The following is a 19277-nucleotide window of genomic DNA, read 5'->3' on the forward strand; positions in this document are numbered from 1 at the left end:
TGTGTATCACCGCATGAAGCGGTTACAGACGCAAGCGTCCGCCACGACGCCGAGCCGTCGCCAACCCGTGGGGGATGAGGCTGGAGCGGGTATGGGCATGGCACAGGGCGATGGCCAGGGCGTCGGAGGCATCGATCTGCGGTTTCTGGGTCAGCTTGAGCAGGTGCATGACCATCATCATCACCTGCTCCTTGTTGGCGCCGCCGGTACCGGCCACGGCCTGCTTGACCTGGCTCGCGGTGTATTCGGCGATCTCCAGGCCGGCCTCGGCGGCGGCGACGATGGCTGCCCCCCGGGCCTGGCCAAGCTTGAGCGCCGAATCGGCGTTGCGCGCCATGAACACCCGCTCGATGCCCATGGTCACCGGCTCATGTTGGCGGATGATCTCGCTGACACCGCGAAAGACGATCTGCAGACGCTCGTGCAGCTCACCGCCGCCAGTGCGTATACAGCCCGACGCCACGTACTCGCAGCCACGGGCAGTCTGGCGGACCACGCCAAAACCGGTGATGCGCGAGCCGGGGTCGATACCAAGAATGAGAGTCATAGCGCCTACAAAGGTGTGCGAATTTGCCGGCCTTATCGCGGGACAAGCCCGCTCCCACAAAGGCTACACCGCAATCTGGCGCAGGCCTTGTGGAAGCGGGCTTGCCCCGCGCTACAGCCGATAGCCGAAACGATCAGCCCAGCGTTTCCATGATCTCATCGGAGATCTGTGCGTTGGAGTAGACGTTCTGCACGTCATCCAGGTCCTCGAGCATGTCGATCAGCTTGAGCACCTTCTCCGCACCGTCCTGGTCCAGCTCGGCGCTGGTGGTCGGCTGCATCACGATCTCGGCGTCGGACGCCTTGAAGCCGGCCTCTTCCAGGGCATTGCGCACGGCATAGAAGCTGTTGAACGAGGTAAACACGTCAAAGGAGCCGTCGTCGTTGACCACCACATCGTCGGCATCGGCCTCCATCGCGGCTTCCATCAGCGCATCCTCGTCCACGTTCAGCTCGGCGGCGAAGCTGATCTGCCCCTTGCGCTCGAACAGGTAGGCCACCGAACCGTCGGTACCGAGGTTGCCGCCGCACTTGGTGAAGGCATGCCGCACGGCCGCGGCAGTACGGTTACGGTTGTCGGTCATGGCTTCGACCATGATCGCCACGCCGCCCGGGCCGTAACCCTCGTAGCTGAGCTCTTCGACGTTGTCGCTTTCGTTGGTGCCGGCACCGCGGGCCACGGCGCGGTCGATGATGTCGCGGCTCATGTTGGCACCCAGGGCCTTGTCCAGCGCCAGGCGCAGGCGCGGGTTGGACGCCGGATCACCACCACCTTGCTTGGCAGCGACGGTCAGTTCGCGGATCCACTTGGTGAAGATCTTGCCTCTCTTGGCATCCTGGCGTTCTTTGCGGTGCTTGATGTTCGCCCACTTGGAATGACCGGCCATAACGACTCCAAATCCTTGAAACAGAAACAGGTTCCGCCCCGAAGGGCGGAACGCATGAATACGTGGGCGCAACACGTGCGCCCGTAGTCGAGGTTACTCGACCTTGGTCTGCTCGCGCAGACGGATGTGCAGCTCGCGCAGGGCCTTGGCGTCGACCATGCCCGGGGCCTGGGTCATGACGCACGCGGCGCTCTGGGTTTTCGGGAAGGCGATCACTTCACGGATCGACTGCGCGCCGGTCATCAGCATGACCAGGCGGTCCAGGCCGAAGGCCAGGCCACCGTGAGGCGGTGCGCCGAACTTCAGGGCGTCGAGCAGGAAGCCGAACTTCTCTTCCTGTTCCGCCGCCTCGATACCCAGCAGGCGGAATACCGCCTGTTGCATTTCCTTGCGGTGGATACGGATCGAACCGCCACCCAGCTCGGTGCCGTTGAGCACCATGTCGTAGGCACGCGACAGCGCGGTGGCCGGATTGGCCTCCAGCTCCTCGGGGGTGCACTTCGGCGCGGTGAACGGGTGGTGCAGCGCGGTGAAGCTGCCGTCTTCGTTCTCTTCGAACATCGGGAAGTCGACGACCCACATCGGCGCCCACTGGCAGGTCAGCAGCTCGAAGTCATGACCCAGGCGGATACGCAGCGCACCCAGGGCTTCGCTGACGATCTTGGCCTTGTCGGCGCCGAAGAACACGATGTCGCCATCGACCGCGCCAACGCGGTCGAGGATGGTGTTGAGGTTGGCCTCGGGGATGTTCTTGACGATCGGCGACTGCAGACCCTCGACACCCTTGGCGCGCTCGTTGACCTTGATGTAGGCCAGGCCCTTGGCACCGTAGATGCCGACGAACTTGGTGTACTCGTCGATCTTGCTGCGCGGCATGCTGGCGCCGCCCGGCAGACGCAGGGCTGTGACGCGGCACTTCGGATCGTTGGCGGGGCCGGCGAAGACCTTGAAGTCGACATCCTTGAGCTGGTCGGCAACGTCGATCAGTTCCAGCGGGATACGCAGGTCTGGCTTGTCGGAGCCATAGCGGCGCATGGCCTCTTCGTAGGTCATGTGCGGGAAGTCACCGAACTCCAGGTCCAGGACTTCCTTGAACAGCTTGCGGATCATGCTCTCGGTGAGGCCCATGATCTCGGACTCGTCGAGGAAACTGGTCTCGATGTCGATCTGGGTGAATTCCGGCTGGCGGTCGGCACGCAGGTCTTCGTCGCGGAAGCACTTGGCGATCTGGTAGTAGCGGTCGAAGCCAGCGACCATCAGCAACTGCTTGAACAGCTGTGGCGACTGCGGCAAGGCAAAGAAGCTGCCAGCGTGGGTACGGCTCGGTACCAGGTAGTCACGGGCGCCTTCCGGCGTGGCACGGGTGAGGATCGGCGTCTCGACGTCGAGGAAGCCGTTCTCGTCGAGGAAGCGACGGATGCTGCTGGTGATGCGCGAACGCAGGCGCAGCTTGTCGGCCATCTCCGGGCGACGCAGGTCGATGAAGCGGTAGCGCAGGCGGGTTTCCTCGCCCACGTCGGAGTATTCGTTCAGCGGGAACGGCGGCGTTTCGGCCTCGTTGAGCACGGTCAGCTGGTAACCGAGGATCTCGATGGCGCCGGAGGCCATGTTGGCGTTCACTGCGCCATCCGGGCGCTTGCGTACCTTGCCGGTGATCTGCACGACGTATTCGCTGCGCACGCGGTCGGCGGCGGCGAAGGTTTCGGCGCGATCCGGATCGAACACGACCTGGGCCATGCCTTCGCGGTCACGGATATCGAGGAAAATCACCCCGCCGTGGTCGCGGCGACGATGGACCCAGCCGCAAAGGGTGACTTCCTGGCCGTCCAGGGACTCGTTCAGTTGGCCGCAATAATGGCTGCGCATCATGGTCGTGGTTTCGCTTCTCGTGATTCGTATGTTCGGTGGAGGTCTTGGCCGCCCAAGGGGCTAATACTGCAAGACCTGGTCGGTGCAATTCAACTCAGTCGGCCTTGTCGCCGCCTGCCAGATTCTTTTTCGCCCCGGTCTTGAAGTCGGTCTCGTACCAGCCGTTGCCGCTCAGGCGGAAGCCGGGGACCGACAGCTGCTTCTTCAATGCCGGCGCCTGGCATGCCGGGCAATCGGTCAGCGGCGCGGCACTGATCTTCTGCAACACCTCCATGCGGTGTTCGCAGGATGCACATTGATAGTCGTAAAGGGGCATGGCGTCTCTCGTCAACCACATCGCACGCTGCCCAAGGCAGCAAAAAGCGGGATTATATATGGTTAAGGAGTGCTGTGCAGCCCGGCGATCAGTGTACGTCCCGCGCTTCCTGCAACCAGGTGACGCAGATCACCCGGACCAGCCCGCTGAAATTCCTCACCCCGCCATGGCGCAGGTGCACCTCGCGGTCCACATAGGACAGCACCGCGCTCACCGAGCAGCGGTTGGCCTGGGCGATGCGCTCCAGGATGCGCCAATAGACTACCTCCAGACGCAGGCAGGTGGCGAAACCGTTGAGCCGTACCGAGCGTGATACAGGCCCCGCCTGAGCCATGTCGAAGTCCCGCCTGAACGGATCGATCCGCGGGCTGCCCGCGCCCTGCCTGTGCCTCGCATTGCCGTCGATACCACGCATCGGATTGTCCACCGCACCGCTCCATCATCTCGAAACCACACCCCGCCCGCCCTGCGAACGGATCCATGTGTTTCATGAAGCGCCACCCGGTCATGCCGATAGCAGCGGCAAAGCCTTCCCCGCAAACGTGCAGGCCCGACACCGGGGAAGGCATCGGGCCTGGCTTGGCTGGATCAAACGACGGTCAAGCGGCAATCAGTTCCCGTCGAGCAAGACACGCAGCATCCATGCTGTTTTTTCGTGCACCTGCATGCGTTGGGTCAGCAAGTCGGCAGTCGGCTCGTCGCTGACCTTGTCCACCACCGGGAAGATGCTGCGAGCGGTGCGCACAACGGCCTCCTGCCCCTGAACCAGCTGGCGAATCATCTCTTCGGCAGGCGGCACGCCCTCCTCTTCCTTGATCGAGGAGTGGCGGGCATAAAAGGCATAGGAACCCGGCGCCGGGAAGCCCAGGGCACGGATGCGCTCGGCAATCGAGTCGACCGCCAGGGCCAGTTCGTTGTATTGCTCCTCGAACATCAGGTGCAGGGTGCGGAACGACGGACCGGTGACGTTCCAATGGAAGTTATGGGTTTTCAGATACAGCACATAGGTATCCGACAACAGGCGGGACAACCCATCGACGATGGACTTGCGATCTTCTTCACTGATACCGATATCGATTGCCATGAAGCTCCCCTTTCCATAAGGCTTGATCATCAAGCGGGCAGCAACCACTCTAACAAGAGTTGCCCGCCGGCGCATGCGGCACAAGGCTGCATGGACAGCCGTCGGCGCCAATCGGTTTGAGAAGCCCCCGTCTTTGCTGTTAAATAGGCAGTGTGCCACCCGTGCGGATTGTCAGTGCCGGGTGCATAGGCTGGCCCGTCACGTTTTCGCGCCTACAGTTCACGCGCACCGTGCGACCAGCTCATCCTGTGATCGGCCTTATCAACGTGAGCCAAACCCAATGTTCAAGATCGTCCATCTGGTGACGGGCGTGGCGGCTTTGCTGCTATCGCTCATACCCACCTTGAAAACTGACGCAACACCCTTCCTGCAGCAACCCGAGGCTGTCTACCTGGCGCTGCTCGGCCTGCTCAACCTGGTGATTGCCCCCGTACTGCCGCAGTACTACAAAGGCATGCGCCAACAGCTGCAACACGCCACCAGTATCCTGCTGGTCGTGGCCGTGGTCCTGCAGACCCTCACCCTGCTGGCCCGCCCGGAGCTTGGCAACCTGCCAGCACTGGCCTGCGCCTTCCTCGCCAGCGTGCTGCACCTGGTGGCCGGCTTCGTTCGCGGCACGCGAAAGGCCCGCGCCAGCCAGGGCAACCCCACGGAGGCCGGCCAGCGCGATACCGGTACCGTGAAGTGGTTCAACACCTCCAAGGGCTTCGGATTCATCTCCCGCGACTCCGGTGAGGATATCTTCGTGCACTTTCGCGCCATCCGCGGCGAAGGCCACCGGGTGCTGGTCGAAGGCCAGCGCGTGGAGTTCTCGGTGATGCACCGCGACAAAGGCCTGCAGGCCGAAGACGTGGTCGCCGTCGCGCGCCGCTGAACCTGTACCGCCGCCGTGCTCAATAGTGAGGCGGCGGCGCTTCCTCTTCCCCGCCGCCCTGCTGGCCGGCCACCTCTTCGTAGCGCTTGATCAGCTCCGCCATCTGCAATTGCAGGCGTTCGATCACTCGGCTCTGCTCGACAACCACATCATTGAGCGCCTGCAAGCTGTCATCCTGAAACGCCTGGCGGGTCTCCAGCTCGATAATGCGCATTTCCAGTTCCTGCGACATCCTCAAGCCTCCTTGAAGCTCTCACCCAGCAGCGCACGCACTTGCTGGCGAATACCATCGAGCTGCTCCTGGGTGTAGCCGATGGCCGCCACCTTGCCCCAGACCGGGGCGGGCCAGGCGGCATCACCACGCTGACGCACGATCACATGCATGTGCAGCTGGCTAACCACATTGCCCAAGGCCGCGACGTTCATCTTGTCGGCGGCAAAGGCATCCTTCAACGCCTCGGCCAGGGCGCTCGTCTCGACCCACAACTGCTGCTGGTCCGCTTCCTCGAGCTCGAACACTTCAGTGATATCGGCGCGACGCGGCACCAGGATGAACCACGGGTAGTTGGCATCCTTGCTCAGCAGCAGGCGGCACAGCGGCAGGTCGCCCAATACCAGGGAATCCTCCTGCAGACGCGAATCGAGGGTGAACACGGCAAACCTCCTTTCTAGCAATACAGCCCTTCCAACCGGCCGGGCACAGGGGCGCAAGGATACTCTGCTTCGGCATTTGCCACACCCGCCGACGTCGATTCGAGCCATTTGTAGCACGCGGATGACAACATCGACGCCCCGCTTCGGTAACACAGCGCTACTTTTCGCACCAAAATGATGCCGCTCGTCAGACCTCGACCACACATCCGTCACATAAAACAGCCAGGATAAACAATCGTCGGTAACACCTTGACTTGGAAGGCAGCTTCACGCGCACACGCCAGAGTTCACCGTGAACCGCCGCCAAACCGGTCGCAGCCCGTGTTTTCGGAGGTTTTCCGGCTACAGGCAGGGCCTTTGTGAAAATTTCATCAAAGGTTCGTGATTTTGAGCATGCTTGTTGCATTCGTTACTCGCCAAGTCGGCACGCTCCCTGCACTGCAGGGTGAATGCGACAAATAACAACAGCGGCATCGGATAACCAGGGAGTTTCACAAGCCGTACTTTGTATTTATACAAAAATGACGGTTTCGAGACAGCGCTGGCGTTGTACGCCTTTATATGACAGGCGTGATTTGCGACATGGAGACAACTGACAGCGACATGGCCATAAAGTTACCGAAAGGTTGTTTCTGCCCATATCGCCAAGAATAGTCCGCGTGATATACATTTTCGCCGACATAACAAGAAAGAGCCGGCCCTATAACTAAAACACTTGGGTGCGGCGGTACTCTTCCTAAAAACCAAAGGAGCAAATCACGATGCGCGTGATGAAGTGGAGCATGATCGCCCTGGCCGTAGCGGCAGGGACTTCGCAGATGGCTGTCGCCTCTTCGCAGGATGAATCCAAGGGCTTCGTCGAAGACAGCAAGCTCAGCGTCAAGACCCGGATGCTGTATTTCAGCCGTGACTTCCGTAATGCCCCCGCCGGCGACCAGAGCCGCGTAGAAGAAACAGGCCTGGGCTTCCACGGCACCTTCGAATCCGGCTTTACCCAAGGCACCGTCGGCGTCGGCGTCGACGCCATCGGCCTGTTGGGCGTCAAGGTCGACAGCGGCAAGGGCCGTGCCGGCACCGGCCTGTTCCCCACCGGCTCTGACGGCCGTTCGCAAGACGATTACTCCAAGGGCTACGGCGCGGTCAAATTCCGTATTTCCGACACTGTCCTGAAATACGGCGGCCAGTACACCGCCATGCCGGTCTTTGCCACCGACGACAGCCGCCTGCTGCCTGAAGTTGCCGAAGGTTTCCTGCTGACCAGCAAGGAAATCAAGGGCCTGGAGCTGAACGCCGGTCACTTCACCCGTCTCGATGCTCAGGCGGCAAGCTACAAGGACAGCATCGGCGGCCTCAACGATGCGCGCGAGAAGCGCCCGGGCCTGACCGAAGCAAACGTCTTCGGTGGCACCTACGCGATTACCGACAGCCTGAGTACCACCCTCTACTATTCTCGCGTCGAGGATCACTTCCGCAAGTGGTACGGCAACGTCAACTGGGCATTGCCGATCAGCGACAAGCAAGGCCTGGTGTTCGACTTCAACATCTATGACACCAAGTCCATTGGTGAAAACCGCACCGGCGCCTTCGTAACGAAATCGGATGGCACCAACGAGCTCGACAACATCGCCGCCAGCCTCTCGGCCGCCTACAACATCGGCGCCCACACCTTCACCCTGGCCTACCAGAAAGTCAGCGGCGACGGTGACTACGCCTATGGCGTCGACGGTGGCGGCACCGTGTTCCTGGCCAACTCCATCGCCCGTTCCGACTTCAACGCCGAAGACGAGAAATCCTGGCAGGCCCGTTACGACCTGAACTTCGCCGAGTATGGCATCCCAGGCCTGACCTTCATGACCCGTTACGCTCGTGGTACCGGTGCTACCACCCGCACCACCGACAACGGCAAGGAATGGGAACGCGACATCGACGTCAAGTACGTCCTGCAAAGCGGCCCGGCCAAGGACCTGAGCCTGCGCGTGCGTCAAGCTACCTACCGCTCCGCAGACGGCGTGTACTACGGTTCCAACTCCATCGACGAACTGCGCCTGATTGTCGAGTACCCGCTGAGCATCCTGTAAACCCAGGTTTGCGACGCCCAAAGATGAAGAAGCCCGGCGATCGCCGGGCTTTTTCTTGGCTGACAGAACCGCGCCAGTGCTGCATTCTGTACGCTTTCGTTTCGCCCCCGTACAATGCGGGGTCATTTCACATTCAGGCAATCGACACGGCTCACCATGCGCACCAGTCAATATTTGCTCGCCACCCAGAAAGAAACCCCGGCCGATGCAGTGGTCATCAGCCACCAGCTCATGCTGCGTGCCGGCATGATCCGCAAGCTGGCCTCCGGCCTGTACACCTGGCTGCCGATGGGCCTGCGGGTGATGCGCAAGGTCGAAGCCGTGGTGCGCGAGGAAATGACCGCCGCCGGCGCCCTCGAGGTGCTGATGCCGAGCATCCAGCCGGCTGAACTGTGGCAGGAATCCGGCCGCTGGGAGCAGTACGGCCCCGAGCTGCTGCGCCTGAAAGACCGCCACCAGCGCGAATTCTGCGTCGGCCCGACCCACGAAGAGGTCATCACCGACCTGGCGCGCAACGAGCTGTCCAGCTACAAGCAGCTGCCGCTGAACATGTTCCAGATCCAGACCAAGTTCCGCGACGAGATCCGCCCGCGCTTCGGCCTGATGCGCGGCCGCGAGTTCATCATGAAGGACGCCTACTCCTTCCATGCCGACCAGGCTTCCCTGCAGGAAACCTACGACCGCATGCACCTGGCGTACTCCAACATCTTCACCCGCCTGGGCCTGGACTTCCGTCCAGTGCAGGCCGACACCGGCTCGATCGGTGGTAGCTATTCCCACGAATTCCACGTGCTCGCCTCCTCCGGCGAAGACGACGTGATCTTCAGCGACAGCTCCGATTACGCCGCCAACATCGAGAAGGCCGAGGCCATTCCGCGCGAAACCGTGCGTCCGGCGCCGACCGAAGAGCTGCGCCTGGTCGATACCCCGGACGCCAAGACCATCGCGCAACTGGTGGAAAACTTCGGCCTGGCGATCGAGAAGACCGTCAAGACCCTGATCGTGCATGGCGCCGAGGAAGGCAAGCTGGTCGCGCTGATCGTACGTGGCGACCACGAGCTCAACGAAATCAAGGCCACCAAGCTGGAGCAGGTCGCCGACCCGCTGGTGATGGCCACCGACGCCGAACTGCGTGCCGCCATCGGTGCCGGCGCAGGCTCCCTCGGCCCGCTGAATCTGCCGCTGGAGTGCATTATCGACCGCTCGGTCGCCCTGATGAGCGACTTCGGCATCGGTGCCAACATCGACGACAAGCACTACTTCGGCGTGAACTGGGAACGCGACCTGCCGGTTCCGCAGGTCGCCGACCTGCGCAACGTGGTCGAGGGCGACCCGAGCCCGGACGGCCAGGGTACCCTGGTCATCAAGCGCGGCATCGAAGTAGGCCACATCTTCCAGCTCGGCACCAAGTACAGCGAAGCGCTCAAGTGCCAGGTGCTGGGTGAGAACGGCAAGCCTGTAGTCCTGTCGATGGGCTGCTACGGTATCGGCGTGTCCCGTGTGGTCGCCGCCGCCATCGAGCAGAACCACGACGACAAGGGCATCATCTGGAACGACGCCCTGGCCCCGTTCCAGATCGCCCTGGTGCCGCTGCGCTACGAAACCGATGTGGTCCGTGAAGCTACCGACAAGCTGTACGCCGAACTGACCGCCGCCGGTTTCGAAGTCCTGCTGGACGACCGCGACAAGAAGACCAGCCCCGGCATCAAGTTCGCCGACATGGAGCTGATCGGCATCCCCCACCGCATCGTCGTCAGCGACCGCGGCCTGGCCGATGGCAACCTGGAATACAAGCACCGCACCGAGTCGGAGGCCCAGGCACTGCCGCTCAATGAAGTGCTGACCTTCCTGCAGGCCCGCATCCGCCGCTGATAACCCGTTACGCGAGTGATCATGTCCAAGCGAAGTACCTACACCCTGGGGGGCGCCGCACTGTGCGGCGCCCTGTTCCTCGGCGGCTGCGCCAACCAGATGTCCCAGCGCAGCGACCATGAGGAGCGCGTCGAGCGCAAACTGCTCGAGCACAGTCTGCAGATCGATGTCGGCGAGCCGAAGGTGATGGAGCTTCCGCAGCGACGCGTGCGCATTCATGAGCTCAAGCGTTTCGAGGTCACCGAGTTCGAAGTGACCCGCCGCTACGACCGCTACACCCCCTACCAACCCTGGCGGGAGGTCTACGAGATCCCGCTGGGCGCGGTGGCCGTGGTGGCAGGCATCGGCGCCAATGTGGCCAATGTGTTCGCCTTGGGCAACCTGCCGGACAGCATCACCCACGACTGGCTGAGCTATGGCGTGGCGGGCGTCAACCCGTTCATGAACGTACCGTCCAACGGCCGTGCCCAGCAGAACCTGGCGGGCATCGACGAGGTCGAGAAGGGCAAGCGCGAAGAGTCCATCAGCCTGCCCTGGAACGAGCGCCTGGTCGAGGTCAAGGCCGGCAAGATGACCCACGAGCTGACTACCGACAAGCATGGCGTACTGCGCCTGAACTTGCTCGACAGCCCGTTCTCCGAGCAGAACCTCAACCATATCGGCACCCTGCACCTGCAGGTGGTGGATGAGGAAAACCAGGTACGAGGCGATGCCAGCCTGCTGGTCAGCGGCAATTTGCGCGGCAAGTTGCTCGAGGCCCACGAGCTGATTTTCGATGACCTCGAGGACGACGATGTCGGCCAGTGGGTACATCGGGTCAAGCGCCTGTCGGAGCTGGGCCTGGAAGAAGAAGCCAGCGAACTCGAACAGAGCCTGATCGAACTGACGCGCAACGATCCGGAGCTGCAGCAGGAATTTCTGCAGGCACTGACCAAGGCCACCGGGAGACTGGTTGCCGATCCGGGCGTGCAGTAAAACCAAAAGGAGGGGCCATCTGTGGCCCCTTCTTCTTTATATGTCCCGAAACAACTCCAACTGCTCATGCGCCCCGCGCAGATCCCGCAGTCTCACCCCCACCCCCAGCAACCGCACCGGCTTGCCACCCCGGGCAAACGCCTGGCTGAGCAACTGCCGGTAACTCTCCAGGTCCCGCCCCGCCCCCGCCTGCTCCAGCGTGGTCTGGCTGAAGTCATGGAACTTGACCTTGACGAAAGGCTTGTCGGGCCGATAGCTGCTATCCATGCGCGCAATCCGCTCATTCAGACTGGCGAGCAGGTCAGGCAGCTTCTCCAGGCAACTGCTCAGGTCGGGCAAATCATGATCGTAGGTGTTCTCGACGCTGACCGACTGCCGCCGACTGTCGTTGTGCACCGCACGCTCGTCGATCCCCCGCGCCAGCCCCCACAAGCGCTCGCCGAAGCTGCCGAACTCGCGAACCAATGCCAACCGCGGCCAATCACGCAGCGACAGGCATGTGTCGATTCCCAACCGCGAGAGCTTATCCGCAGTCACCTTGCCAACCCCATGCAAGCGCGCCACCGGTAGCTGCGCAACGAATTCCTCCACCTGATCCGGGGTAATGACGAACAAACCATTGGGCTTGCGCCAATCGCTGGCGATCTTGGCCAGGAACTTGTTCGGCGCCACACCTGCGGACACCGTGATATGCAGTTGCTGGGCGACCCGTCGGCGAATGTCCTCGGCAATCCGCGTGGCGCTGCCGGCAAACCATTGGCTGTCACTGACATCCAGGTAAGCCTCGTCCAGCGACAGCGGTTCGATCAGCTCGGTGTAGTCGCGAAAGATCGCGTGAATCTCCCGGGACGCCTCACGGTAAGCCTCGAAACGCGGCTTGACGATTTCCAGGTCGGGGCACAGCTTCATCGCATGCCCCGATGCCATAGCCGACCGCACGCCGTAGGCACGCGCCTCGTAGTTACAGGTAGCGATCACGCCACGCTGACCTGGCTGCCCACCCACGGCCATGGGGCGACCGACCAGGCGTGGGTCATCGCGCATCTCGATGGCGGCGTAGAAGCAGTCACAATCAATGTGGATGATCTTGCGCAAGGACATGGATGACAGCCACTACTGTAAATTCATACAGATATTACCGTATGGCCAACGGACGAGACAGCCTGGACCGGACAATCGGCCTGCAAGCCCCGTCGCCACTGAGCTGCGGCGCGATCTGGCACGCTAAGGGTTTGAACGAAAAAGGATTTTCTTGAGGAAATGCTTGACAGCCAAAGGAAAATCCGTAGAATTCGATCTCACAGGCGCGGGATGGAGCAGCCTGGTAGCTCGTCGGGCTCATAACCCGAAGGTCGTCGGTTCAAATCCGGCTCCCGCAACCAGATTCAAGAAAAGGCCACTGTTTACGCAGTGGCCTTTTTTATTGCCTCTAAATTTCCAACGAAAGAAAAACCTACGAAAAATCAAGCAGTAACGCTTGACAGCGGTTGGGAAATCCGTACAATTCGATTCCACAGGCGCGGGATGGAGCAGCCTGGTAGCTCGTCGGGCTCATAACCCGAAGGTCGTCGGTTCAAATCCGGCTCCCGCAACCAGATTCAAGAAAAGGCCACTGTTCACGCAGTGGCCTTTTTTATTGGCCGCTGTTTTTCCAATCGCAACCAATGGCATATCAAGCCTTGACAAGCCATGGCAAATGCGTAGAATGCGCCCCTCTGACGCGGGATGGAGCAGCCTGGTAGCTCGTCGGGCTCATAACCCGAAGGTCGTCGGTTCAAATCCGGCTCCCGCAACCATATTCGTCAGAACAAACCCCGCCTGTCGCAAGACAGTGCGGGGTTTGTTGCATTCAGCCCTACCCTTTCGACTCCTCCTCGCCAAGCCCTGGTTCCAGCCCTTGCAGACGGCTGAATGAACTATCTTTAACTATCCTGAAACAGATTAAGCCGCCGGCGCGGAGTAATATTCGGATACGTTTTTCCAAAGGGACTTTCACTTGGCCGCACCTTGCCTTTACCTCGCGCGCTGCGCACGAGGCACTCCATGACCGCCCCCACTCCTGAGCCCCAGGCACCGTTGACCACGGCCTTGCCGGCGGCGGCGCAGCGCCTGCCCTGGCTGGAACGCCTGAGCAAGTACCGTCAGCCGCTGGGGTTGGCGTTGACATTGCTGCTGTTCGCCATGGGCCTGATTGCCTGCCGCCATCTGTTGAGCGAACTGGATATCTACGCCCTGCATGATGCGATGCTCAGCGTGCCGACCCAGTCGCTGCTCGGCGCGCTGCTGGCCACGTTGGCCGGCTTCGTGATCCTGCTGGGTTACGAATGGTCGGCCAGCCGCTACGCCGCCGTGCAACTGCCACCCCGTACGTTGGTGCTCGGGGGCTTCAGTGCCTTCGCCATTGGCAACGCAATAGGCTTGTCGATGCTGTCGGGCGGCTCGGTGCGTTATCGCCTCTATGCCCGGCAAGGCCTGGGCGCCGCGGAAGTCGCGCGCATGACAGTGTTCGCCAGCCTCTCGCTGGGCTGCGCGCTGCCGCCGCTGGCTGCACTGGCCACCCTGAGCGATCTGCCGGCAGCGGCAACGGCGCTGCGTTTGCCTGCACCGCTGCTGGGCGGCATCGCCATCGCCGTGCTGGGCGCGGCGGTAGCCCTGGTCGTGGGCCTGTACCGCCGTCGCCTGCCTGAACAGCCGTTGGCCGACAACCTGCTGGTGCAGTTCGGGCGCCGCACCCTGCGCCTGCCAGGCGCGCGCCTGACTGCGTTGCAACTGCTGATCACCGCCCTGGATGTCGCCGCTGCTGCCACGGTGCTCTATTTGCTGCTGCCCGAAGCCCCACCCTTTGGCGCGTTCGTGCTGGTCTACCTGCTCGCCCTCGCCGCCGGGGTGCTAAGCCATGTGCCGGGTGGCGTCGGGGTGTTCGAGGCGATCCTGCTGGCCGCCTTCGCCAACCAGCTGGGCGCGGCGCCACTGGCGGCCGCCCTGCTGCTGTACCGGCTGATCTACGTGGTGCTGCCGTTGCTGGTGGCCTGCGTGCTGCTGCTGGCCAATGAAGCCCGCCGGCTGATGGTCACCCAGCAGGCGATCCGCGCAGCCTCGGGCCTGGCCGCGCCGGTGCTGGCGATCCTGGTGTTCCTTTCCGGGGTGGTGCTGCTGTTCTCCGGCGCCACCCCGGAGATCGATAGCCGTCTGGAGCACATGGGCTTCCTGATCCCACACCGCCTGATCGATGCCTCGCACTTCGGCGCCAGTCTGATCGGCGTGCTCTGCCTGCTGCTCGCCCAGGGCCTGCGACGGCGCCTGTCGGCCGCCTGGCTGCTGACCACCGTGCTGCTGCTGGTGGGCGCGGTACTGTCGTTGCTCAAGGGCTTCGACTGGGAAGAAGCCAGCCTGATGTGCTTTACCGCCGCCCTGCTCGCCCTGTTCCGCCGCTCGTTCTACCGCCCCAGCCGCCTGCTGGAGCTGCCGTTCTCGCCGGTGTACCTGGTGGCCAGCGCCTGCGTGGTCGGCGCCTCGGTATGGCTGCTGCTGTTCGCCTACCAGGACGTGCCTTACACCCATAAGTTGTGGTGGCAGTTCACCCTTGATGCCGATGCGCCTCGGGGTTTGCGCGCCGCGCTGGGCAGCGCCGTACTGCTGGTGATCGTCGCCCTGACCTGGCTGCTGCGCACCGCCCGGCCAGTGATCCATCTGCCCAGCGAAGACGAACTGCAGCGCGCCAACCGCATCCTGCTCGCCTCCGACCAGCCCGATGGCGGGCTGGCCCTGACCGGTGACAAGGCGCTGCTGTTCCACCCCAACGACAACGCCTTCCTGATGTATGCCCGTCGCGGCCGCAGCTTGGTAGCCCTGTACGACCCGATTGGCCCGGCGCAGGAACGCGCCGAAATGATCTGGCAGTTCCGCGACCTGTGCGACTTGCACCATGCCCGCCCGGTGTTCTACCAGGTGCGGGCGGAGAACCTGCCGTTCTACATGGACATCGGCCTGACCGCGATCAAGCTCGGCGAGGAAGCGCGGGTCGACCTGCGCCGCTTCGATATCGACGCCAAGGGCAAGGAGATGAAGGACCTGCGCTACACCTGGAACCGCGGCGGCCGCGACGGCCTGGCCCTGGAGATCCATGAGCCTGGCCACGCCCCGCTGGAGGCACTCAAGGAGATCTCCGACGCCTGGCTCAGCGGCAAGAACGTGCGCGAAAAAGGCTTCTCCCTCGGCCGCTTCAGCCCCGAGTACCTGCAGCATTTCCGCATCGCGCTGATCCGCTTCCAGGGCCGCCCGGTGGCCTTCGCCAACCTGCTGGAGACCCACAGCAACGAGCTGGCCAGCCTTGACCTGATGCGCGCGCATCCAGAAGCACCGAAGCTGACCATGGAGTTCATGATGGTCGGTCTGATCCTGCACTACAAAAGCCACGACTACGGCCGCTTCAGCCTGGGCATGGTCCCCCTTTCCGGCTTGCAGCCGCGGCGTGGCGCCCCCTTGACCCAGCGCCTGGGCTCGATGGTGTTCCAGCGCGGTGAACAGCTCTACAACTTCCAGGGCCTGCGGCGCTTCAAGGACAAGTTCCAGCCGGACTGGGAACCCCGCTACATGGCCGTGCCGGCCGGGCTCGACCCGCTGGTTGCACTGGCTGACACCGCCGCCCTGATCGCTGGCGGCCTGACTGGATTGGTGAAACGTTGATGATCCGACGCTATTGGCTGTACGTACTGATTCCCCTGTTGCTCGCCGTACTGGCCGGCGGTGCGGCCTTCTGGCTGTGGACCCGCCCGGCCCCCGAGGCACGCCTGGAGCACCTCACGCTCGACGACGGCAGCGCCCTGACCCGCGCCACGCCCGGCGTGCATGCCAAGGCCCGAGTGGCCATCGGCGTGCCACAGGACCAAGCCCTGACCGACAAGCAACTGCTCGACCTGAGCCAGGCCGGCGAGGCGCAACTGGTGCAGGTGATCCTGCCACCGGCCGACTGCGCCAAGCAGCAGGTCGCGATGGACCAGGCCCTGACTCGACTGGCCGACAAACCGACCCTGGTTGCCGGTATCGGCCCGGGCGCTGCCCAGGCCTGGCGCTGGCTGGCCGCACAAAGCGACGACAGGGCGCGAGCCATCTCGGTGGATTTCACCGTCGAGCAGCCCGGCTGCCAGGCCGCCCTGCCCAAGTCCGCCGCCCACGGCCACTGGAACGTGGCCTGGAACGACAACCCGGATGACGCCAGTGCCGCCTTCGTGCGCGACCAGGCCAACGCCGAAACCAGCATCGCCGACTACGACATTCACCTGCCCCAGGTACTCAAGGCGCAATTGACCCAGGCCCTGGTCGGCCACGATGGCAACGCCCTGGCCATCCCGGTGGTGGAAGTCCCGGCCGGGCAGACCACCGACACCGTCACCCTGTTCCTTTCCGGCGACGGCGGCTGGCGCGACCTGGACCGCGATGTGGCCGGCGAGATGGCCAAGCTTGGCTACCCGGTGGTCGGCATCGACACCCTGCGCTACTACTGGCAGCACAAGACCCCGGAGCAGAGCGCCGCCGACCTCTCCGAGCTGATGCAGCACTACCGCCAGAAATGGGGCACCAAGCGCTTCGTGCTGACCGGCTACTCGTTCGGCGCCGACGTACTGCCGGCTATCTATAACCGCCTGTCCGCAGACGACCAGAAGCGCATCGATGCGGTGATCCTGCTGGCGTTCGCCCGCAGCGGCAGTTTCGAGATCGAGGTGGAGGGCTGGCTCGGCAAGGAAGGCCAGGAAGCCCCGACCGGACCGGAGATGGCCAGGTTGCCGGCGGCGAAGGTGGTGTGCATCTATGGTGTGGAAGAGACCGACGAAAGCGGCTGCACCGACAAGACCGCCGTGGGTGAGCGCATGAAGCTGCCCGGCGGCCACCACTTCGACGAAAACTACCCGGCGCTGGCCAAGCGCCTGATCGGTGAGATCGAGACCCGCCAGGGAAAGGCCAACGTCGCTGAGAAATGATAGGGAAAGGGGTCGCTTTGCGGCCCATCGCGGGGCAAGCCCGCTCCCACAAGGATCACACAGGCCTTGTGGGAGCGGGCTTGCCCCACGATGTTTGTGCCCTCAGATCTCGACCTGCGTCCCCAACTCGATCACCCGATTGAGCGGCAGGTTGAAGAACCGCAGGTTGCCGTTGGCATTCTTCAGCAGGAACGCGAACAGGTTCCCGCGCCAGCGCGACATCCCCTCCAGGCGGGAGGCGATCACCGTCTCCCGACTCAGGAAGTAGGTGGTGCGCATCGGGCTGAAGTCCAGTTCGTCCAAGTGGCAAAGCTTCAGCGCCGCCGGTACGTCCGGCTCGTCCATGAAGCCGAAGTGCAGCAGCACCCGGAAGAACCCGTCACCATAGGCTTCCACCTCGAAGCGCTCATGCTCCGGCACCCGCGGCCGGTCCTCGCTGACCACCGTCAGCAGCACCACCTGGCTGTGCAGCACCTGGTTATGCAGCATGTTGTGCAGCAGCGCGTGCGGTACGGCATCGGAGCGCGCGGTCAGGAACACCGCGGTGCCCTCGACCCGATGCGGCGGCTGCACGCGGATGCTGCTGATGAACAGCGGCAGCGGCAACGCGCCTTCATCGATACGATCGACCAGGATCTGCTTGCCACGCTTCCAGGTACTCATCAACACGAACAGCACGATACCCGCCAGCACCGGGAAAGCACCGCCCTGCACGATCTTCGGCACGTTGGCGGCGAAGAACAGCCCGTCTACGAACAGGAAGCCCAGCAGCAGCGGCACAGCCAATACCGGCGGCCACTTCCACAACAGCAGCATGACCGCCGAGACCAGGATGGTGGTCATCAGCATGGTGCCGGTCACTGCCACGCCGTAGGCCGCCGCCAGGGCGCCGGAGGATTCGAAGCCGATCACCAGCAGCACCACGCCGACCATCAACGCCCAGTTCACTGCGCCGATATAGATCTGCCCCTGCTCGTCGCTGGAGGTGTGCTGGATCTGCATGCGCGGCACATAGCCCAGCTGGATGGCCTGGCGAGTCAGCGAGAAGGCCCCCGAGATCACCGCCTGGGAGGCGATCACCGTGGCCATCGTGGCCAGCCCCACCAGCGGCAGCAAAGCCCAGGACGGCGCCAAGAGGTAGAACGGGTTGCGCGCCGCCTCGGGATTCTGCAGCAGCATGGCGCCCTGGCCGAAGTAGTTGAGCACAAGCGCCGGCAGCACCAGGGCGAACCAGGCACGGGCAATGGGTTTGCGGCCGAAATGGCCCATATCGGCGTACAGGGCCTCGGCACCGGTCAGCGCCAGCACCACGGCACCAAGAATGGCCACGCCCATGCCGGGGTGGACGATGAAGAAGTTCAAGGCCCAGCCCGGGTTGAACGCCTTCAGCACCTCTGGGCTCTGCAAGATGCCATGGACACCGAGCGCCGCCAGCGCAAGGAACCAGGCAACCATGATCGGGCCAAACGCCTTGCCGATCTTCTCGGTGCCATGCTTCTGCACCAGGAACAGCGCCACCAGCACCACCAGTGCAATCGGCACCACCCAGTGGTCGATACCCTCGAACGCCAGGCCCATGCCCTCCACCGCCGACAGCACCGACACCGCCGGGGTGATCATGCTGTCGCCGTAGAACAGCGAGGCGCCAATCAGGCCGCAACCGACCATCAGCATGCGCAACCGCGGATACTGCGCCGTGGCCCGCCGCGCCAGCGCGGTCAGGGCCATGGTGCCGCCCTCGCCCTGGTTGTCGGCGCGCAGGATGAACATCACGTACTTGAACGAAACCACCCACAGCAGCGACCAGAGGATCAACGACAGGATGCCCAGCACTCCATCATGGTTGACCTGTACGCCATAACCACCGGTAAAGACCTCTTTGAGGGTATACAGCGGGCTGGTGCCAATATCGCCATAGACCACCCCAACGGCCGCCACGAGCAGGCCCAGCGGCCGTGCTGCCCCCTGCTTCCCCGCGTGCCCGCCTTCGGCATGACTGCTTGCCTGAACCATCACCACTCCCGCAGACGGCCTATTAGACCGGTTGAATGCCTACCCGCGCCGGGCCCTCCCGGATACCCCGGCGCAACGGCGCGAAGCATAGCGCAGCGTTCGTCGTATTTCTGCTGGTAAAGCGACCTTGT

At 63.2% G+C, this 19277-nt stretch carries 16 protein-coding genes and 3 tRNA genes; 9 read left to right on the plus strand and 10 right to left on the minus strand.

Annotated features, from left to right (window positions below):
- Window positions 1-22: 22 nt before the first annotated feature.
- From ruvC to LOY42_RS19895, 6 genes are all read right to left on the minus strand, one after another.
- Window positions 23-547: a crossover junction endodeoxyribonuclease RuvC gene (gene ruvC / locus LOY42_RS19870; protein WP_023628699.1), complete on the minus strand. Its 525-nt coding sequence runs from the start codon at window positions 545-547 to the stop codon at window positions 23-25.
- 133 nt (window positions 548-680) lie between these two features.
- Window positions 681-1433 (minus strand): YebC/PmpR family DNA-binding transcriptional regulator, encoded by a 753-nt coding sequence (locus LOY42_RS19875; protein ID WP_023628700.1) that lies wholly within the window; start codon window positions 1431-1433, stop codon window positions 681-683.
- Window positions 1434-1526: 93 nt separating this feature from the next.
- Window positions 1527-3302 (minus strand): aspartate--tRNA ligase, encoded by a 1776-nt coding sequence (aspS, locus tag LOY42_RS19880; RefSeq protein ID WP_046856765.1) that lies wholly within the window; start codon window positions 3300-3302, stop codon window positions 1527-1529.
- Window positions 3303-3396: 94 nt separating this feature from the next.
- Window positions 3397-3618 (minus strand): FmdB family zinc ribbon protein, encoded by a 222-nt coding sequence (locus LOY42_RS19885; protein ID WP_046856766.1) that lies wholly within the window; start codon window positions 3616-3618, stop codon window positions 3397-3399.
- A gap of 88 nt (window positions 3619-3706) precedes the next feature.
- Window positions 3707-4033, minus strand: coding sequence for a ribbon-helix-helix domain-containing protein (locus LOY42_RS19890; RefSeq protein ID WP_198754995.1), 327 nt, complete (start codon window positions 4031-4033; stop codon window positions 3707-3709).
- 195 nt (window positions 4034-4228) lie between these two features.
- Window positions 4229-4702, minus strand: a complete 474-nt coding sequence (locus LOY42_RS19895; protein WP_028690591.1) for a Dps family protein — start codon at window positions 4700-4702, stop codon at window positions 4229-4231.
- Window positions 4703-4982: 280 nt separating this feature from the next.
- Here LOY42_RS19895 and LOY42_RS26480 point away from each other — a divergent pair, with 280 nt between their 5' ends.
- Window positions 4983-5576, plus strand: coding sequence for a cold-shock protein (locus LOY42_RS26480; RefSeq protein WP_139673126.1), 594 nt, complete (start codon window positions 4983-4985; stop codon window positions 5574-5576).
- A 19-nt stretch (window positions 5577-5595) separates the two neighbouring features.
- Here the strand turns inward: LOY42_RS26480 and LOY42_RS19905 are convergent, their stop codons facing one another.
- The gene (locus LOY42_RS19905; protein ID WP_139673129.1) at window positions 5596-5808 is read right to left on the minus strand and encodes a SlyX family protein; all 213 of its coding nucleotides are present in this window, start codon (window positions 5806-5808) and stop codon (window positions 5596-5598) included.
- A 2-nt stretch (window positions 5809-5810) separates the two neighbouring features.
- Window positions 5811-6230: an HIT domain-containing protein gene (locus tag LOY42_RS19910; RefSeq protein ID WP_102681675.1), complete on the minus strand. Its 420-nt coding sequence runs from the start codon at window positions 6228-6230 to the stop codon at window positions 5811-5813.
- Between the two features lie 761 nt (window positions 6231-6991).
- On the opposite strand from LOY42_RS19910, the gene LOY42_RS19915 reads away from it, so the two are divergent.
- The 3 genes from LOY42_RS19915 to LOY42_RS19925 all read left to right on the plus strand — a co-directional run bounded on the left by LOY42_RS19915 (window position 6992) and on the right by LOY42_RS19925 (window position 11155).
- A complete protein-coding gene (locus tag LOY42_RS19915; RefSeq protein WP_102681674.1) occupies window positions 6992-8308 on the plus strand; it encodes an OprD family porin in 1317 nt (438 codons plus the stop codon).
- 156 nt (window positions 8309-8464) lie between these two features.
- Window positions 8465-10180, plus strand: a complete 1716-nt coding sequence (locus LOY42_RS19920; RefSeq protein WP_046856771.1) for a proline--tRNA ligase — start codon at window positions 8465-8467, stop codon at window positions 10178-10180.
- 21 nt (window positions 10181-10201) lie between these two features.
- Entirely contained in the window at window positions 10202-11155 is a 954-nt protein-coding gene (locus tag LOY42_RS19925; protein ID WP_139673133.1) for a hypothetical protein, read from the plus strand.
- 36 nt (window positions 11156-11191) lie between these two features.
- On the opposite strand, the gene dinB is transcribed toward LOY42_RS19925, so the two are convergent.
- Complete coding sequence (dinB, locus tag LOY42_RS19930) at window positions 11192-12250, minus strand: DNA polymerase IV (protein ID WP_198754993.1); 1059 nt, start codon at window positions 12248-12250, stop codon at window positions 11192-11194.
- Window positions 12251-12460: 210 nt separating this feature from the next.
- Between dinB and LOY42_RS19935 the strand changes: the two genes are divergently transcribed.
- The 5 genes from LOY42_RS19935 (at window position 12461) to LOY42_RS19955 (ending at window position 17133) form a co-directional block, all read left to right on the plus strand.
- Window positions 12461-12537, plus strand: a tRNA-Met gene (locus LOY42_RS19935).
- 136 nt (window positions 12538-12673) lie between these two features.
- Window positions 12674-12750: transfer RNA gene (locus LOY42_RS19940), tRNA-Met, on the plus strand.
- A gap of 124 nt (window positions 12751-12874) precedes the next feature.
- Window positions 12875-12951, plus strand: a tRNA-Met gene (locus LOY42_RS19945).
- Window positions 12952-13198: 247 nt separating this feature from the next.
- Window positions 13199-15841, plus strand: a complete 2643-nt coding sequence (mprF, locus tag LOY42_RS19950) for a bifunctional lysylphosphatidylglycerol flippase/synthetase MprF (protein ID WP_198754966.1) — start codon at window positions 13199-13201, stop codon at window positions 15839-15841.
- A complete protein-coding gene (locus tag LOY42_RS19955) occupies window positions 15841-17133 on the plus strand; it encodes a virulence factor family protein (RefSeq protein ID WP_102681670.1) in 1293 nt (430 codons plus the stop codon). Before mprF ends, LOY42_RS19955 begins: the two co-directional genes overlap by 1 nt.
- Window positions 17134-17235: 102 nt before the next feature.
- Here the strand turns inward: LOY42_RS19955 and LOY42_RS19960 are convergent, their stop codons facing one another.
- A complete protein-coding gene (locus LOY42_RS19960; protein WP_102681669.1) occupies window positions 17236-19146 on the minus strand; it encodes a potassium transporter Kup in 1911 nt (636 codons plus the stop codon).
- Between the last annotated feature and the right edge of the window lie 131 nt (window positions 19147-19277).

The organism is Pseudomonas sp. B21-023 (genome assembly GCF_024749165.1).
In the GTDB taxonomy this organism is placed as follows: domain Bacteria; phylum Pseudomonadota; class Gammaproteobacteria; order Pseudomonadales; family Pseudomonadaceae; genus Aquipseudomonas.

Coding starts and splice junctions, on each gene's coding strand:
- LOY42_RS19890 (WP_198754995.1), bottom strand. CDS start 4,033: ATGCGTGGTATCGACGGCAATGCGAGGCACAGGCAGGGCGCGGGCAGC.
- LOY42_RS26480 (WP_139673126.1), top strand. CDS start 4,983: ATGTTCAAGATCGTCCATCTGGTGACGGGCGTGGCGGCTTTGCTGCTA.
- LOY42_RS19920 (WP_046856771.1), top strand. CDS start 8,465: ATGCGCACCAGTCAATATTTGCTCGCCACCCAGAAAGAAACCCCGGCC.
- mprF (WP_198754966.1), top strand. CDS start 13,199: ATGACCGCCCCCACTCCTGAGCCCCAGGCACCGTTGACCACGGCCTTG.
- ruvC (WP_023628699.1), bottom strand. CDS start 547: ATGACTCTCATTCTTGGTATCGACCCCGGCTCGCGCATCACCGGTTTT.
- LOY42_RS19905 (WP_139673129.1), bottom strand. CDS start 5,808: ATGTCGCAGGAACTGGAAATGCGCATTATCGAGCTGGAGACCCGCCAG.
- LOY42_RS19885 (WP_046856766.1), bottom strand. CDS start 3,618: ATGCCCCTTTACGACTATCAATGTGCATCCTGCGAACACCGCATGGAG.
- LOY42_RS19955 (WP_102681670.1), top strand. CDS start 15,841: ATGATCCGACGCTATTGGCTGTACGTACTGATTCCCCTGTTGCTCGCC.
- LOY42_RS19915 (WP_102681674.1), top strand. CDS start 6,992: ATGCGCGTGATGAAGTGGAGCATGATCGCCCTGGCCGTAGCGGCAGGG.
- LOY42_RS19895 (WP_028690591.1), bottom strand. CDS start 4,702: ATGGCAATCGATATCGGTATCAGTGAAGAAGATCGCAAGTCCATCGTC.
- LOY42_RS19925 (WP_139673133.1), top strand. CDS start 10,202: ATGTCCAAGCGAAGTACCTACACCCTGGGGGGCGCCGCACTGTGCGGC.
- LOY42_RS19875 (WP_023628700.1), bottom strand. CDS start 1,433: ATGGCCGGTCATTCCAAGTGGGCGAACATCAAGCACCGCAAAGAACGC.
- aspS (WP_046856765.1), bottom strand. CDS start 3,302: ATGATGCGCAGCCATTATTGCGGCCAACTGAACGAGTCCCTGGACGGC.
- LOY42_RS19960 (WP_102681669.1), bottom strand. CDS start 19,146: ATGGTTCAGGCAAGCAGTCATGCCGAAGGCGGGCACGCGGGGAAGCAG.